Source organism: Pseudohaliea sp. (genome assembly GCF_040217025.1).
Classification (GTDB): Bacteria; Pseudomonadota; Gammaproteobacteria; order Pseudomonadales; family Halieaceae; genus Pseudohaliea.
Genome location: NZ_JAVJOA010000008.1, coordinates 1 through 14,812 on the forward strand (window position 1 = coordinate 1; position 14,812 = coordinate 14,812).

The following is a 14,812-nucleotide window of genomic DNA, read 5'->3' on the forward strand; positions in this document are numbered from 1 at the left end:
GTCGCGGAAAAGCATGACCGTCGTTGATGCAAACGTCATCCTCCGTTACTTGTTGGATGATCACAAAAGCCTGTCTACCAAGGCGCGAAAGATTATCGATCCGGCGGTAGGCGGAGAGCGTGATCTATTTGTCCCGCAAGCGGTCCTCGCGGAGTGCGTTTACGTTCTGGAAAAGCTCTACAAAGTCCCGCGTCTGGAAATCGCTGACAGTCTTGATGCGCTGTTGGCTTTCAAGGGCATTGAGACTCATGACGCAGCCGCATCGCGAATGGCGCTGCAGTGGTACAGCGGCAGTCGCGTAGACTTCGTGGATGCCCTGGTTCTCGCGACTGCTCACGCGCAGGGCGTTGGATACGCAAGCTTCGACAAGGATCTGGGAAAACTTGAGCGGCGCCTGAGTTAGCCCCCTCGCCAACTTGGCTGACTGTGTCGCCCAAAATCGGCGCGATGGCCTCTACTTTAAACTATGGACAAAACGGGTCAGTGGTACCGGAGGCCTGACCCGACCCACTCTTGTGACGCGTTGCGAGCAGTTGTAGGCCAATCGTACTTAAGGATGATTGTGCCTGCTGGCGGTATGGCATAGCTTGAGATCCCTGCGTTGGTCACCTCGGAGCCTTGGAATGGCACTAGCAAAAATCGCAGGCCAACCCTCCCACGGGGTTGATCCGCGGCGAATCGATACTCTTATGGCGCGCGAGGTCGATCAGTTCCGCCGCGAGCATCGCACATCAGCCGAGCTGCATGAAAAGACAAAAGATTTCTTTGTCCACGGCGTCCCGCTGCACTGGATGAGCCAGTGGCCCGGCCCTAATCCGGTATTCGTGGAGAGAGCCAGCGGTACCTCCCTCGTCGATGTCGATGGCAACACCTATGTCGATTTTTGCCTCGGAGACTCAGGCGCATTCTTCGGACATGCCAACCCGCAGGTGTCCGCGGCCATCGCTGAATATGTGCAGCGGAACGGGTCGACGATGATGCTGCCGACGGAGGATGCGCTTTATGTCGGTGAAGAGCTGTCCAGGCGATTCGGGTTGCCAGTGTGGCAGTACGCTACCTCTGCGACGGACGCGAATCGTTTTGCTATTCGCATTGCCCGCATGGTGACTGGTCGAGACAAGATCCTTGTATTCAATGGCAAGTATCATGGGTCCGTAGACGAGACCCAGGTAGAGCTTGAGGACGGTGAGATGGTGCCGCAGCATGGTATCCATCCGAATGCGACGAGGTTTGGTGAAACGACCGTTTGCATCGAATTTAACGATGTTTCTGCGCTGGAGGCGGCTCTTTCAGCGGGAGATATTGCCTGCATACTTGCAGAACCAGTGATGACAAACATCGGAATGGTGCCTGTAGACGACGGGTTTCACGAATCGATGAGGGATCTGAGTAGAAAGTACGGGACCCTGATCGTAATCGATGAAACCCACACGATCTGTTTTGGTCCTGGCGGGTATACGGCAACCCACGGTCTTGAGCCGGATTTTCTCGTTGTCGGAAAAGTTCTGGCCGGCGGAATACCGAGCGCCGTTTACGGGATGTCAAAGGCGATCGCTAATCAGCTCGAGGTGCTCACTGGTGCCCCGGGAATCAATCACTATGGCTTTGGCGGTACGCTTACAGGAAATGCGCTCACGGTTCGGGCGATGCGAGCTACCCTTGAACATGTGGCTACCGATAAGAATTTCGAGCGCGTGTTTCATCTAGCAGAGCAGCTGCGGGTCGGTATCGACAATCAGATTAGGACGAGCAGACTCCCCTGGCACGTGTTGCGGTTCGGGGCGAGGGTGGAGTACCTGTTCCGCCCCGCGCCTGCCAGGAATGGTTCCGAGGCTGCGGCTGCTCGTGACGACTTCATTGAGTCTTATATACACCTCCATGCCCTCAACCGCGGCGTGTTGCTGACGCCATTCCACAATATGGCATTGGTATCTCCGGCCACCTCCGGCGCGGATGTCGAACGCTACTTGGAAGTCTTTGCCGCTTGTCTTGACGAGCTGGCGGCCTGAACTTAGGGAGGGAACTGCTATGCCCCCAGGAGAGACCGGTTTCGTATGGCATGAGCTCTACATGTGGCATAACACGGATGGCCACACCCTGTTCCTGCCATCTGGAATATCGCTGGAGCCCTACCGCCACGTCGAGAATCCTGACGCCAAGCGGCGAGTCAAGAATCTCCTGGACGTTTCGGGCCTGAGTGCAAAGCTGGCGCAGATTTCGCCACGCAAGGCATCCACTCCTGATCTGGCGCGCGCACACGAGGAGGCGCATGTCGCCGATGTCAGGTCGAAGAATGAGCAGGGCCGACGGGATGCGGGCAACCTCGCGCCGCTCGGGGAGGGCAGTTTCGAGATCGCGCGCCTCAGTGCCGGCGGTCTGCTATCGGCTCTTGATGAGCTGCATGCGGGCAAGATCAGCAACGCGTACTGTCTTGTACGGCCCCCGGGGCACCATGCCTGCGCAGCTCTTTCGATGGGCTTCTGCATCTTCAATAACGGAGCTGTCGCTGCCCGCTACGCGCAGTCCGTCCTGGGTTACGAAAAAATTGCCATCGTGGACTGGGATGTCCACCACGGTAACGGCACGCAGGAGATATTCTGGGAAGATCCTTCCGTTCTTACCGTCTCGATCCACCAGGATCGCTGTTTTCCGCCGGACTCGGGTCACCTGCATGAACTCGGGGAGGGCGACGGCCGGGGCTACAACCTGAACATCCCGCTGCCTGCCGGCTCCGGCCGCGGGGCGTATCTCGCTGCCGTTGAGCGCGTGGTCGTCCCGGCACTCGAGCGTTTCCGACCCGATCTGATTTTCGTCGCTTGCGGGTACGATGCCGGCGCCTTTGACCCGATGGCACGGCAAATGCTATCCAGCGAGGCTTTTCGAGCCATGACAGCGGCTATCAAGCAGACCGCGGCGCGTCTGTGTGACGGCCGTTTGCTTGTGTATCACGAGGGCGGATACCACGCAGAAACGGTGCCTTATTTCGCACTACGGGTCCTGGAGGAGCTGGCAGGTGTTGAAACGGGCGTTGAGGATCCCTTCCTGCTTGCCGCGGAAGCGCTTGGAGGACAGGAGCTGAGACCTCATCAATCGGAGATAATCGAACTGGCGAGAGATAACCTGCAAGCGATGGCTTGTTGAGGGGCCGCAATGGATAAGACAGGTAAGACCGTAATCAGTGGCGGGGAAATTATTCTTCAGGATGGCTCGGACGCCACACCCGAGGCTCTGGTCATAGAGAACGGGCGAATTCTAGCTGCGGGCTCGGCGAAGGATATGACAAGCCTCGCTGGGCGCGGTGCCCGCCGTTACGACCTGGAAGGTGCGACGTTGATGCCAGGCATCGTCGATAGCCATCCTCACTTCCTGCACTTTGCTGCTTTTGAGGTTGCCTGCGTCAACATCCTTGATGCGACCGACCACGATGAAATCGTCGATCGTATCGCAGCTAAAGCGCAGGAAACGCCGGAAGGACAGTGGATAATCACAACCCCTATTGGCGAACCCCACTACTTCATTCGCCGCTGGTACCAGGATTTGAAGGAGCGCCGAATGCCGGACCGCAAGGTTCTGGACCGTGCAACAACGAAGCATCCTGTGCTGATCCAGGCCTGGGCGCCGAGAACGCCGAACATCGTGGCGTTCAACTCGATGGGCCTGAGGGAGGCTGGCATTTCTGCCATAACTCCCGACCAGGTCTGCGCTGTGCGGATCGAAAAGGACGACGACGGCGTGCCTACCGGAGTTCTTCGCGGCCCCGTCGTGAATTACTACACGGAAGACCCGTTCTGGTTGCAGATCCTGTCCAAACTGCCGCCACCTCCTGAATGGCTATGGGAGCAGGGCGCCCTTGCAGGGCAGGAACTGGCGGCGAGGCTGGGCGTGACTGCCTGCTATGAAGCCCACGGCATGGACCCGGAGCATATCCTCGCTTATAAGGGGGTGCGCGACAGCGGTCGTTCCACGATGCGCGTGTTGACGGCCATGGAGATCGTAAATGGCCTTTTCGATCCGCACTGGCAGCCGACCGATGATGAGGTCATCGAGAGGCTGGCCCTCGCGGCGTCCATGCAGAGCCTTGACGATGACTTCTTCCGTCACGAGGGAGCGACCCTGGCGAGGGGCGGCCCCTGCTGGCCGGGTTTCCTGCGGATTCACGACGAGATGAGGAACCCGGTCGGAGAGCTTACTCGCGGCAAGACCTTCGTTACTAAGGAAATCGAGCAACTGGTCATTGAGTACTGCCTGAAAAACAACCTTCGCCTGAATATGGTGCAGGGCGGGTATCGTGATCAGGATGACTTTTTTGACTCCCTCTCCGCTTTTGAAGCTGACTACGACATCCCCTCGCGGCGGTGGATATCGCAGCACAATATCCTCATTACCGAAGCCCATTGCGAAAAGCTCGCCAGCCTGAATATGGATATCACCACCAGTATCAGTTTCGTATGGGGCAAGGGAGATATTTACGGTGAGCGTATTGGGCAGAATGCGTGGCGTGACCTGGTGCCCCTCAAGCGAATGGTAGATTCAGGAGCTACAGTCGCCTGTGGGAGCGACTGGGGTCCGAAGAATATCTTCCATCACATCGCGCTCGCCGAAACGCACCAGTTCGCGGGCAGCGGCCATTGTAACGATACGCCTGACCACAAGCTCAGTCGAAGCGAGTCACTGGCAACCTGGACCACAGGCCCTGCCAAGGTGATGCAGTGGCAGGGAATCGGGTCGCTGGCTGAGGGTAACGTCGCTGATCTTGCCATTGTCGACCGAAACCCTTTAACGGCGCCCAACGAGGAGCTTGAGGGCACCCAAGTGTTAAAGACCGTGGTCGGCGGCAAGACCGTTTACGAAACATCGGCACTCGAGAAATGGGAACAGCTGTAACACAATAGGGTGAGGGGCCCCATCGTCAGGGACTTTCATGGCTACACTCCCGATGCCCCCTACACCTACGGCTACTACCCGGGCACGCTGCCTGCGGTGATGCTGGAGAGGGTCCTTGGGCGCCCCGTGCGGCCGCGGGGTGCTTTTCGCTATATAGACCTTGGAAGCGGCTTCGGAGTAACTAGCAGTCTCGTTGCTGCCCTCTACCCTGGTTCCGAGGTGGTCCAGCTCGATCTTAACCCTGCCCATGCTGCCGGCATGAGAAAGTTCAATACTGCAGCCGGTGTCGATAATGCACAGGTCCTTGAGCGGGATCTGGCCTCACTGAAGACGGGGGAACTCGGGGAGTTTGATTACATCGTCTGCCAGGGGCTGCTGAGCTGGATCGGCGATGAGGTCCGAGAGGCGGTACTTTCCTTCATCGCAGATTCTCTGAAACCGCATGGAGTGGCCTATTTCAGTTACCTAACCCCCCGGATGGACGTAAAGCTGATAGCGTTCAGGGAAACACTCTATCGCTCTTTCTGCAGTGCATCTGGTCCCTCGGTTGTTCGCCTGGAAGCAGCACTCGAAGAATGCTGGCAAATGCTGCACGATCGGCGCTGGCCCGGGCTGAGTCGGCACGATGCTTTCGAAATGCTGTCTCATTTCACCACACGCTCACCCAACTACATATTACATGAGTTTTTGAATGACCACTGGTCTCCGATTTCTCCGGACTGGTTGCAGCGCAGACTGAAAACGAAAGGCTTTGGTTCTTTATGGCGTCATGAGGCTGGTGGTGCGGAATCAGGATACTGTGTGGAACTCTTCGTAAGGGGCAAGCTTGACGAGCTCTCACGCCGGCAGGCGAAAAAGTATACTCACTTACTCGAATGCGAGCCCGGTAAGCGACTAGTGCTCCATACGTTTCCGCAGGAACCCGCGCTGTTAGCTACCGCTTCGAGGGAGGGGGTTGTTTATCTAGCTGAGGGTTTCGATCCAGCTGAATCAACCGCGCACCTGGAAAGATATAATCGCGCCATTATCGATTCGAAGCTCTCCGACGAACGAAGTTTTCGCCCGCTTGCGATCCATGGTTGCGGACAGGGGCTTCGCTTGACCCCTGTGCAGCAGGAAGTACTTCGAGCATTGGCGACCGACCGGGGCAGCAGTGAGCCGCTCGATAACCGGCTCAGGCGAAGAGGTCTTTCAGCTGTCGAGTCACGCCGAGTTGCCTCCTCATCGGTGCCTTTCGTTGGCTCGCCGGAGTTCAGCGCGCTCGCGTTCCTGTCGGAACGGATTCCCCTCGGTATTGGCTAGCAGCCCGCTCATACTTTCGGTCGATTGATCGCTACTCCTGCGTGGATAGACTCAAGTCGTGTTCAAACCACTCAGGAGAAAGCATCGTGGGTAACTCAAACAACAGCACGTTCCCTCGTCGGCTCCCAGGGCTTGTCTCTTTTGGCCTCACTGTTCCCACCGTTCTGCTGGTCTCGCATGCTCTGGCCCAGGCAGAGGAATCGGCTAGGCCGTCAGCATCAGGCCGCTTCGCCCTGGAGGAAGTCATCGTCAGCGCGAGGCGCCGGGAGGAGTCGATGCAGGATACCCCGATTTCGATGAGCGCTTATGGTCGTGACGACATTGACAACATGGTGGTAGGGGACATCCGGGATCTTGCGAAGTTTTCGCCGAATGTTCAGCTCGATGCTGCCTCGGCGATCGGCGGCAGCGGAAGCTCTTCGACGATCTTCATTCGTGGTGTCGGCCAGACCGATTTTCTCATTACGACGGACCCCGGTGTCGGGATGTACCTTGACGGCGTGTACATCGCCAGGTCCGTTGGCGGGGTGCTCGATCTCCTCGATGTCGAAAGAGTCGAAGTTCTGCGCGGTCCGCAAGGCACGCTTTTCGGGCGGAATACGATTGGCGGGGCGGTGAACATCACCACCGGTCGCCCCTCCGGAGAACTCGCCGGCTCTGTTCGTGTCCGTGGCGGCAACCGGGACCGTCGGGATCTGCAAGGTTTTCTGGATGTGCCCATTCTGGAGGACGAACTGAACGGTCGGATCTCTGTGTCTTCTAAAACGATCGACGGCTACGCAGAGCAAACATTGACCGGAAGAGAGCTGGGGAATGAGGACAAGCTTATCTTTCGGGGCTCGCTCGACTGGACGCCGCGGGATGATTTCAACCTCTTCCTCTCTGCTGATTACACTGACGTCGAGGAAAGCGGGGCAGCCATTTTCACGCCGGAGATCAATGGGGGAGCGGACCTGGCTGGCTTGTACAACGCATTTGTCGCGGCTCCCCAGGGCCTGGCCTACGACAGTTCATGGCTGGCGACAGAAAAATACGCCACCAATGGCACGGGCCCGGCGATAAGCGAAGTGGAGGTTCTGGGTCTGACCGCGGTCGCCGAGTGGAGTCTGTCGGATACGGTTGTCCTCAAGTCGATAACCGGCTATCGGGAGATGGATGCCCTTTTCGGCAGAGATGCAGACGGCTCGCCGTTGCAGTATGTGGAGACTCTGCAAACGCAGGATCAGGAACAGCTGAGCCAGGAGTTTCATCTCTCGGGCAGCTCCTTCAACGCAGCTCTCGACTGGATGGTGGGCATCTATTACTTCGATGAGAACGCCACAGACTTCAACGAAGTCAGGATTGCTGTCGGACTTTACGACGCGCTGGAGGCGCTCCCCACATCCCTCGACAACCTCGCGATGGGAAATTTCGGCGCACCCCCGACCCCTGGAGTACCCGGTGGGCCTGGCAATCCCGTCAACGATGGCCTGGATATCGATATCGATGCCTATAACGAGGTTAACAACGAGAGTTATGCGGCGTTCGGGCAGGCCGACTATCACCTGAGCCAGGAGCTGTCGGTCTCTCTGGGAGTGAGATACACAAAGGACGACAAGGAATTTATCGTTGAACACCTGCGCAACAATGCCGGAACGTTCGTGGCAGGCCCGGCTACCGTTGATTCGAGCTGGGACGACGTGAATTTCAGGGTTGGCGCCCAGTATCGCCCATCGGACACTGCGCTGTTGTATGCGTCAGTCGCCACGGGCTTCAAAAGCGGCGGTTTCAATGGCAGGCCGCTCGATGGTTTCGCGGTTCAGTCCTTCGATCCGGAGACGGTGACTGCCTACGAAGCGGGCTTCAAGAGTGAATTTCTCGAAAGAACCTTGCGGCTGAACGGCGCGGTGTACTTCAATGATTACGAAGATATCCAGCTAACGATCCTTACGGCGACGCCGGAAGGCAATTTCACGTTCATCACGGAAAATGCTGCCCAGGCAGAGATCTTCGGCTTTGAGCTGGAAACGGTCTGGGTGCCGATACCGTCCTTTCAACTCAACATAGCGCTCGGTTACACCGACGCAGAGTATGTGGATCTTGATCCCGGGGCAACGATAACGACGGACACGCGCTTTCCGAAGACGCCCGAGTGGACAGCAGCCCTGGGTGCCCAGTACCTGTTCGACCTGGGCGATCTTGGGTACCTCCGGGTACGAGCCGATGCGGCTTACCGGGACGATTATTTCAACGACGCGGAGAATGCACCGGAGATTGCGCAGGAGGCATTCACAGTCCTCGACGCGGTTGCTGCGTTCGAGGGCAGAAGCGGCGACTGGGCCCTCGGTGTCTACGGGAAAAACCTTACCGACGAGTACTACATACAGGCCGGTGATTCGGATCTTGGTGCCCTTGGGTACTCGGAGGGCTATGTCGGCCCCCGTCGCGAGTACGGGGTCTTCGTGGACTATAGCTTCTAGGTGACCGGCGAGGGGGGGGTATTGCGATGGAATTTTCAGACAAAGTCGTCCTTGTTACCGGTACCGGGCAGGGTATTGGCCGGGCGATTGCAGAACGATTCTCAGCCCTTGGCGCCAAGGTATTCACGGTCAGCAGGACTGCCTCCAGTGGGCAGCAGACCGTCGACCTGATTCGCCAGGCTGGTGGGGAGGCAGTATTTCATCAGGCGGATCTGCAGCACCGTGAATACGTCGAACAGTCCGTAAAAGCCGCAGTAGCGGAGTACGGTGCCCTCGACGTTGTGGTTCATAACGCGGCCGTCTTTCCTTTCGTCGGTATCGAGGAGCTGTCCGAGGAAGACCTGGAACAGACCCTTGCGGTGAACCTGAAGGCGGCTTTCTGGTTTGCGCAGGTATCGATCCCCTTTCTTCGGCAGTCAGAATACGGAAGACTTCTGTTCACCTCATCGGTTACCGGGCCGCGCGTCTCCATGCCCGGCCTTTCGCATTACGCGGCTTCCAAGGCAGGGCTGAATGGCTTCATCCGTTCGGCTGCCCTCGAATTTGCAAAGTTCGGCGTAACCGTGAATGGCGTCGAACCTGGCCTCATAAAGACACCGGCGATGGCGAACCTTGGTGATGAATCCAACACGGAGAGAATGCGCGCCAACATACCGCTGAAGCGACTGGGAGAGCCAGGTGAGATTGCCGCGGCCATGACCTACCTCGCGACAAGAGAAGCGGGTTTCGTCACTGGCCAAACGATCGTGGTGGACGGGGGGGCGCTGCTGCCGGAAAATCCAGAGGCTCTCGAATGGTAGCTTTACGCTCGGTCACTCCAGCAAAGCGGGCAGCTCGCTCTTGCCGAGATAAAGCTTGGATAACAGGTCGGTTCGGGACCTCACGCCTACCTTGTCGAAGATCTGTGAGATGTGTGTCTTCACAGTAGGTAGAGAGATGTTGAGCTCTGCGCTGACGGCCTTGTTTGTCGCGCCCTTGCGCAAGAGGTGGACGACTTCTATCTGCCTTGGAGAAAGGTTGTACCTGCCGCTGAGGAGTTCGGTCTCGCTATCCTTTTTTGGCAGGATGTACTGCGTCAAGGCGTACTGAATGTAGTCATGGATTGACTCCACCGTAGACCGCTCCTCCGCTGTGAACGGCCCGTACTCCCGGGACCTCAGCAGTGATATGCCCGCCACGATCTGCGGTCCCTCCCGCAAAAACAGCTCCATTTCATAATACACCCCCTGAGGGATCATGAACTCACGAAAGTAGCTGTCGTTGGCTGGGTCCCAGCGGCGTGACACGTCCTCGCCGGTAATCACGATCTTGTCGGTCTGCGCAAAATTCTTGGGGTGGAAGGGGTCTATGTCGGCGAATTCGCAGGTATACCGGGGAATCGTGTCGTCCAGCATGTTCCGGAGCGTGTGGCCGTAGGAACTCCGATCGCTGGCCACGAAATAAAAGCAGCTGGCAGTTGTCTTCACGACTCGCTCACAAAGACCGAGTGTTTTCTGCTTGAACTGACCGACGTAGCCTGCTTCTGTCATAGTTCCGCTCCACCCTTCACCCTGAGAGATAGCACAACCGACGCGTGATGTCATATGTCCAGTTGTTTGCGTTGCCAATAGAGCTGAGCCGCAGAGGCGGTTTCAGGGACAATGTCCCGCTGCGGCGGCTGCTCGCATGGCGCCGCTTAGCAGGAGCGTATCGACACCGGTTGCGATAAAGTCCGCACCGGCCGATATACTCTTCTTTATCAGGGTCTGATTGAGCGTAAGTATTCCCGCCAGCTTGCCGGTACGCTTTACGCGCCGTATGGCATCGATGCACGCATTAATGAGCTCCGGGTCTTCGCCTTGTCCGAGTTTTCCCATGGACGCGGCAAGGTCTGAAGGGCCGATGAACACCCCGTGGACGCCTTCAACCTTCGCTATTCGTTCCAGGTTGGCAAGTGAAGTAGTGCTTTCTGCCTGCACCAGCAGACAGATCTCATCGTTTGCCCCGGCAAGATAATCGTCCACACCGTTCCATCGTGCAGCCCTGGCCAGTGATGTCCCTACCCCGCGCCGGCCCCGCGGTGGGTAATACAGAGCCTCAGCGCAGGCCGCTGCCTGCTCAGGCGTGTCGATCATCGGAATGATGAAGGTTTGGGCGCCCATTTCGAGAAACCGCTTCAGCAGCGATGGTGACGAGTCCACAGGCCTGACGAGCTGGGCGACCGGATAGGGCTCCAGCGCGCGCAGGTGAGCCAGGACATCCGATAGCTCAAAGGGGGCATGCTCGTGATCGATGAGCAGCCAGTCAAAACCCGAAGCCGCAGCAATTTCCGCTACGGTGGGGTCCGGTATGCCAAGCCAGCAACCCCAGGCAGGGCGCCCCTGGCGGATGAGCTCCAGGAATCGATTCTGGGGCATCTGCATGGTATTGCCTCGACTAGCGTTTCTACTGCAGCTTCACGAGAAGCTCACTTCAATTCTGCCAAGCTCGCCGTAATCACAGGTCATGTCGTCACCGGGGCGGGCGCTGATGGGACGTGTGAATGATCCGCTGAGGACGAACTGCCCGGGCTCCAGCCCGATGCCGTGCGAAGCAAACCGCTTGCAGACCCAGCTGATCCCTTTTGCGGGGTGTCCCTGCACGGCGGCAGAGAGGCCGGTCTCCTCGATCTCGCCATTTCGATAGAGAATGGCACCCGACCACTGCCAGTCGATGTCCTCTGGCAAAAACCTCTCGGCACTTACGATATAGCCCGCGTTTGCCGCATTATCAGCGATGGTGTCGAAGACTTTGCGCGTATATCCGGTCTCCGGATCCACCCGATAGCTACGGGCCGCTATCAGCTCCAGAGCAGGTACGACGTAATCGGTAGCATCGATCACCTGCTCGATGGTTACATTGGCACCAAAGAGCGGCTTCTTCATGACGAAGGCCAGTTCGACCTCGATCATGGGGTCGCAATAGTGCCCGGCGGGGACAGTACTCTTGTCTGGAAGATACATACTCTCCAGCAGGATCCCGAAATCCGGCGTGTTGATGTTCATGGCCGCCTGCATCACACGCGAGGTTAGTCCGATCTTGTATCCAGTGATGCGGTCACCCTCGGCGAGCTTTCGATCTACCCAGGCGCGTTGAATCGCGTAAGCGTCTTCCATGTCCATGGATGGGTGTGTCAGTGTTATCGCCCGTATCTGTCTGCGCGCTTTCTCTGCGTGATAGAGGTCAGCGGCAGCTTCCATGATATGCGTTTGTTCTAGTGCCATGGACCTACAGGTTCCTGAAGTTCATCTTGATGTCGTCGAGTTCGCGCATTTCGAAGGAAAGCGCAACCGGTCTTTCGGCCATTACGGGTTTGAGGTGGCTCTTCAGCGCCTCGAAAAGGGTTTTCGCGGCAGATTCACGCTCGCTCTGCGTTCGCCCCCGGCCTACCATCATGCTGACGTGGAGAAATCCGTTCACTGCGTTGCCCGATCCAACTCGGTGGTGCTTGGCGCAGTAGGCGCGAGCGCGAAGCCCGGCGACCTGGAATAGCCCGGTGCCGACCGCGGCGTGGCACAGAGTCTCCAGAAGGTCGGGAATCGCCAGCTTTTCTTCCGGGAGGTTGTCGGAGTACTCGAGTACAAGGTGTGGCACAGTTCGTGACCTAGTTCAGTGGGAATACGGCATTGATCTGCCCGGTGCCGGAGCTGCCGAAGTAAGGTGTCAGAATTTCTGCCTTGCCGCGGTAGTCCTCCCAACCCATCACTCCCAGCAACATCGCTGTGTCATGCATGAAGCCTTCCCCATGGCACTTGTTCGCATACTCGGGAAGCATTTGCACGAACTCCTTCCACTCCCCTTGCTCCCACATGCGCACGACTTCCCGGTCCATGTGTTCAAGCATTGGAGACCAAAGTTTGTGAAGGTATTGCTCTGAGACACCGTTCTGCGCAAACCGGTGGGAGAGAGAGCCGGAGGCGAGGACCGCTACCTTGCCGTCGTAGTCATTCTCCACAGCCTCGCGCAGTGCCGCGCCGAGCTTGCCGCTGTCCGCGTGGCTGTGAACCTGGCAGAGCGCGGCTATCGATACCACTTTGAAATGGCGGTCAGCGTTCATGTAACGCATCGGAACGAGGGTGCCGTACTCCAATGCCAGTGTCGTGTCCCGATGTGCTCTCGCATTGACGCCAGCTTCCACGGCTGAATCTGCAATCAGCTGACCCAGTTCCGGGTTGCCATCGTAATGGTATGGCATGTTTCGGATGAAGTGCGGAAGCTCGTTGCTGGTGTAGACACCCTCGAAGCTCTCGGCGTTATTGATGTGGTATCCCGAATTAACCAACCAATGCGTATCGAAGACGATTATCGTGTCAACACCCAGTTTCCGGCAGCGCCGGGAGATTTCTTTGTGACCGTCGATCGCGGCCTGGCGGCAGCCCTTGTGGGGGCCTTCCAGCTCCGACAGATACATTGAGGGAACGTGAGTAATTTTTGCAGCGAGGGCAATACTTCCCATTGGTCAGTCTCCGTGACTATTGGCCCAGGACGGGAACGCTATGGGTATCGTGGGCGATGCAGATGTTTTTTGTCTCCATGTAGAAATCGAAGCTGTAGTCGCCGCCGTCCCGCCCTATGCCGCTTTGCTTCATGCCGCCGAAGGGGGAGGAGAGATTCCGATTGTTCTCAGAATTGATCCATAGCATCCCTGCGTCCAGCTGTCGCGCCAGTCGCATAGAGCGGCCGGTGTCTCGTGTCCAGAGGTATCCAGACAGTCCATAGGCAGAGTCATTGGCGAGAGTAACAGCCTCACTCTCACTGTCGAAGCCGATGGCCGTCAGCACAGGACCGAAGATCTCCTCGCGCGCAATCCGCATGTCGTTGCTCGCTTCGGTTATCAGTGTCGGCTCAACGTAGTTACCTGTGCCAAGATCTTCTCTGCGGTTGCCGCCCGCTGCAACAATCGCGCCTTCCTCTCTGGCGCCTTCGACGTAAGTCAATACTTTCTGCATGTGTTCGGTGTGAATCAGCGGCCCGATTTCGGTTTCCGGATCCAGGGGATGGCCCACACGAAGCCTTCCGATTCGTGATTTCAGTGCGGAGAGAAATTCTTCCTTTATCGTGTTCTGAATCAGGAGCCTGGAGCTGGAAGTGCAGCGTTGTCCGTTCAGGCTGAAGATCATGTATATGACCGCATCCAGGGCTCGCTGCAGATCTGCATCGTCGAACACCAGTACAGGGTTTTTCCCTCCCAGCTCCAGATGCACCCGCTTCAGGGTATCGGCACCCTGGCGGAGGATATGGCTACCGGTCGTTGTTTCTCCAACGAGTGCGACTGCTCTGATCGCCCGATGCTCGGACAGGCGTCTGCCAACCGTTTCACCATAGCCATGCACGAGATTCCATACTCCCGCAGGGAATCCCGCTTCTTCCGCCAGCTCCGCCAATAGTGTTGCTGACAGGGGGCTGAGCTCTGCCGGCTTATGCACGATCGTGCAGCCCGCAGCGAGCGCCGGTGCGATTTTCCAGGTAGCGAGCATGAAGGGGGTGTTCCATGGGGTAATCACACCGACAGGGCCTATCGGTACTCTCATCGTCATGTTCGTGTGGTGATCCTGCAGCAGGCTGAGACCGTTGCCGGCCTCGGGAGCCTTGTCGGCAAAAAACCGGAAATTACTTGCGCCTCGCAGCGCTGCCTGCTTCATATAGCGGATAGGCTGCCCGCAATCGGAGGACTCGACTAGGGCAATTTCGTCGGCCCGTTTCTCGATAAGGTCAGCAAAATGGTTGAGAAGCTTTTTCCGCTCCGCGCCATTCATCGAAGCCCAGGGGAGAAACGCGGCCTCCGCCGCTTCGCACGCCCTGTCCATCACTTGCTCTGTCCCGAGCGCTACGTTCCCGACTGACTGATTCTCGGCGGGCTCCAGATTCTCAAACGTTGCGCCATCTTCAGGACTCTCCCAGCGGCCATCGATGAAATGGCCGATCGTGCCGGCAGCGTAGCGTGACAGGTATTCTTCGGCGCGGCTGCGGTTTTCTCGGAAGCTGTGGGTCACGCTCATTGACGGCTCTCTTCTTCCCTGGGACTGGCATTCACGAAAAAGAGTAACACGTTACGCAAATATTCGCCAGCTATTTTTGTGCGCTTCAGTTGGGCAGACGGTGCATCGCGCAACGCCTCGCACAGTCCGATGCAGAGATCACCCTCCCGT

The 14,812-nt window shown here is 57.8% G+C and carries 13 protein-coding genes; 7 read left to right on the forward strand and 6 right to left on the reverse strand.

The features are described 5' to 3' along the window. The 7 genes from RKE50_RS04270 to RKE50_RS04300 form a co-directional block, all read left to right on the forward strand. Nucleotides 1–403: type II toxin-antitoxin system VapC family toxin (locus tag RKE50_RS04270; RefSeq protein ID WP_350034683.1), on the forward strand; the 403-nt coding region annotated here is incomplete at its 5' end. Between the two features lie 220 nt (nucleotides 404–623). Further along, nucleotides 624–2,009, forward strand: a complete 1,386-nt coding sequence (locus RKE50_RS04275) for an aspartate aminotransferase family protein (protein ID WP_350034685.1) — start codon at nucleotides 624–626, stop codon at nucleotides 2,007–2,009. 19 nt (nucleotides 2,010–2,028) lie between these two features. Further along, entirely contained in the window at nucleotides 2,029–3,141 is a 1,113-nt protein-coding gene (locus RKE50_RS04280) for a histone deacetylase-like amidohydrolase (RefSeq protein WP_502937869.1), read from the forward strand. Nucleotides 3,142–3,150: 9 nt separating this feature from the next. Further along, nucleotides 3,151–4,884 carry an amidohydrolase gene (locus tag RKE50_RS04285; protein WP_350034687.1) on the forward strand — a complete coding sequence of 578 codons (1,734 nt, stop codon included), beginning with the start codon at nucleotides 3,151–3,153 and terminating at the stop codon, nucleotides 4,882–4,884. A 99-nt stretch (nucleotides 4,885–4,983) separates the two neighbouring features. Then, entirely contained in the window at nucleotides 4,984–6,186 is a 1,203-nt protein-coding gene (locus tag RKE50_RS04290; RefSeq protein WP_350036476.1) for a class I SAM-dependent methyltransferase, read from the forward strand. Between the two features lie 86 nt (nucleotides 6,187–6,272). Next, complete coding sequence (locus tag RKE50_RS04295) at nucleotides 6,273–8,645, forward strand: TonB-dependent receptor (protein WP_350034688.1); 2,373 nt, start codon at nucleotides 6,273–6,275, stop codon at nucleotides 8,643–8,645. Between the two features lie 26 nt (nucleotides 8,646–8,671). Further along, complete coding sequence (locus RKE50_RS04300; protein WP_350034690.1) at nucleotides 8,672–9,445, forward strand: SDR family oxidoreductase; 774 nt, start codon at nucleotides 8,672–8,674, stop codon at nucleotides 9,443–9,445. A gap of 12 nt (nucleotides 9,446–9,457) precedes the next feature. Here RKE50_RS04300 and RKE50_RS04305 read toward each other — a convergent pair whose 3' ends face one another. The 6 genes from RKE50_RS04305 to hpaE all read right to left on the reverse strand — a co-directional run bounded on the left by RKE50_RS04305 (nucleotide 9,458) and on the right by hpaE (nucleotide 14,662). Continuing rightward, nucleotides 9,458–10,174 carry a helix-turn-helix transcriptional regulator gene (locus tag RKE50_RS04305; RefSeq protein ID WP_350034692.1) on the reverse strand — a complete coding sequence of 239 codons (717 nt, stop codon included), beginning with the start codon at nucleotides 10,172–10,174 and terminating at the stop codon, nucleotides 9,458–9,460. A 102-nt stretch (nucleotides 10,175–10,276) separates the two neighbouring features. Further along, nucleotides 10,277–11,047, reverse strand: a complete 771-nt coding sequence (locus tag RKE50_RS04310; protein ID WP_350034693.1) for an HpcH/HpaI aldolase family protein — start codon at nucleotides 11,045–11,047, stop codon at nucleotides 10,277–10,279. 33 nt (nucleotides 11,048–11,080) lie between these two features. Then, nucleotides 11,081–11,887 (reverse strand): 2-oxo-hept-4-ene-1,7-dioate hydratase, encoded by an 807-nt coding sequence (gene hpaH / locus RKE50_RS04315; RefSeq protein WP_350034694.1) that lies wholly within the window; start codon nucleotides 11,885–11,887, stop codon nucleotides 11,081–11,083. 4 nt (nucleotides 11,888–11,891) lie between these two features. Further along, nucleotides 11,892–12,257, reverse strand: coding sequence for a 5-carboxymethyl-2-hydroxymuconate isomerase (locus RKE50_RS04320; protein WP_350034695.1), 366 nt, complete (start codon nucleotides 12,255–12,257; stop codon nucleotides 11,892–11,894). A gap of 10 nt (nucleotides 12,258–12,267) precedes the next feature. Continuing rightward, nucleotides 12,268–13,119: a 3,4-dihydroxyphenylacetate 2,3-dioxygenase gene (hpaD, locus tag RKE50_RS04325; protein WP_350034696.1), complete on the reverse strand. Its 852-nt coding sequence runs from the start codon at nucleotides 13,117–13,119 to the stop codon at nucleotides 12,268–12,270. A gap of 16 nt (nucleotides 13,120–13,135) precedes the next feature. Continuing rightward, nucleotides 13,136–14,662, reverse strand: a complete 1,527-nt coding sequence (gene hpaE / locus RKE50_RS04330) for a 5-carboxymethyl-2-hydroxymuconate semialdehyde dehydrogenase (protein WP_350034697.1) — start codon at nucleotides 14,660–14,662, stop codon at nucleotides 13,136–13,138. Nucleotides 14,663–14,812 lie beyond the last annotated feature (150 nt).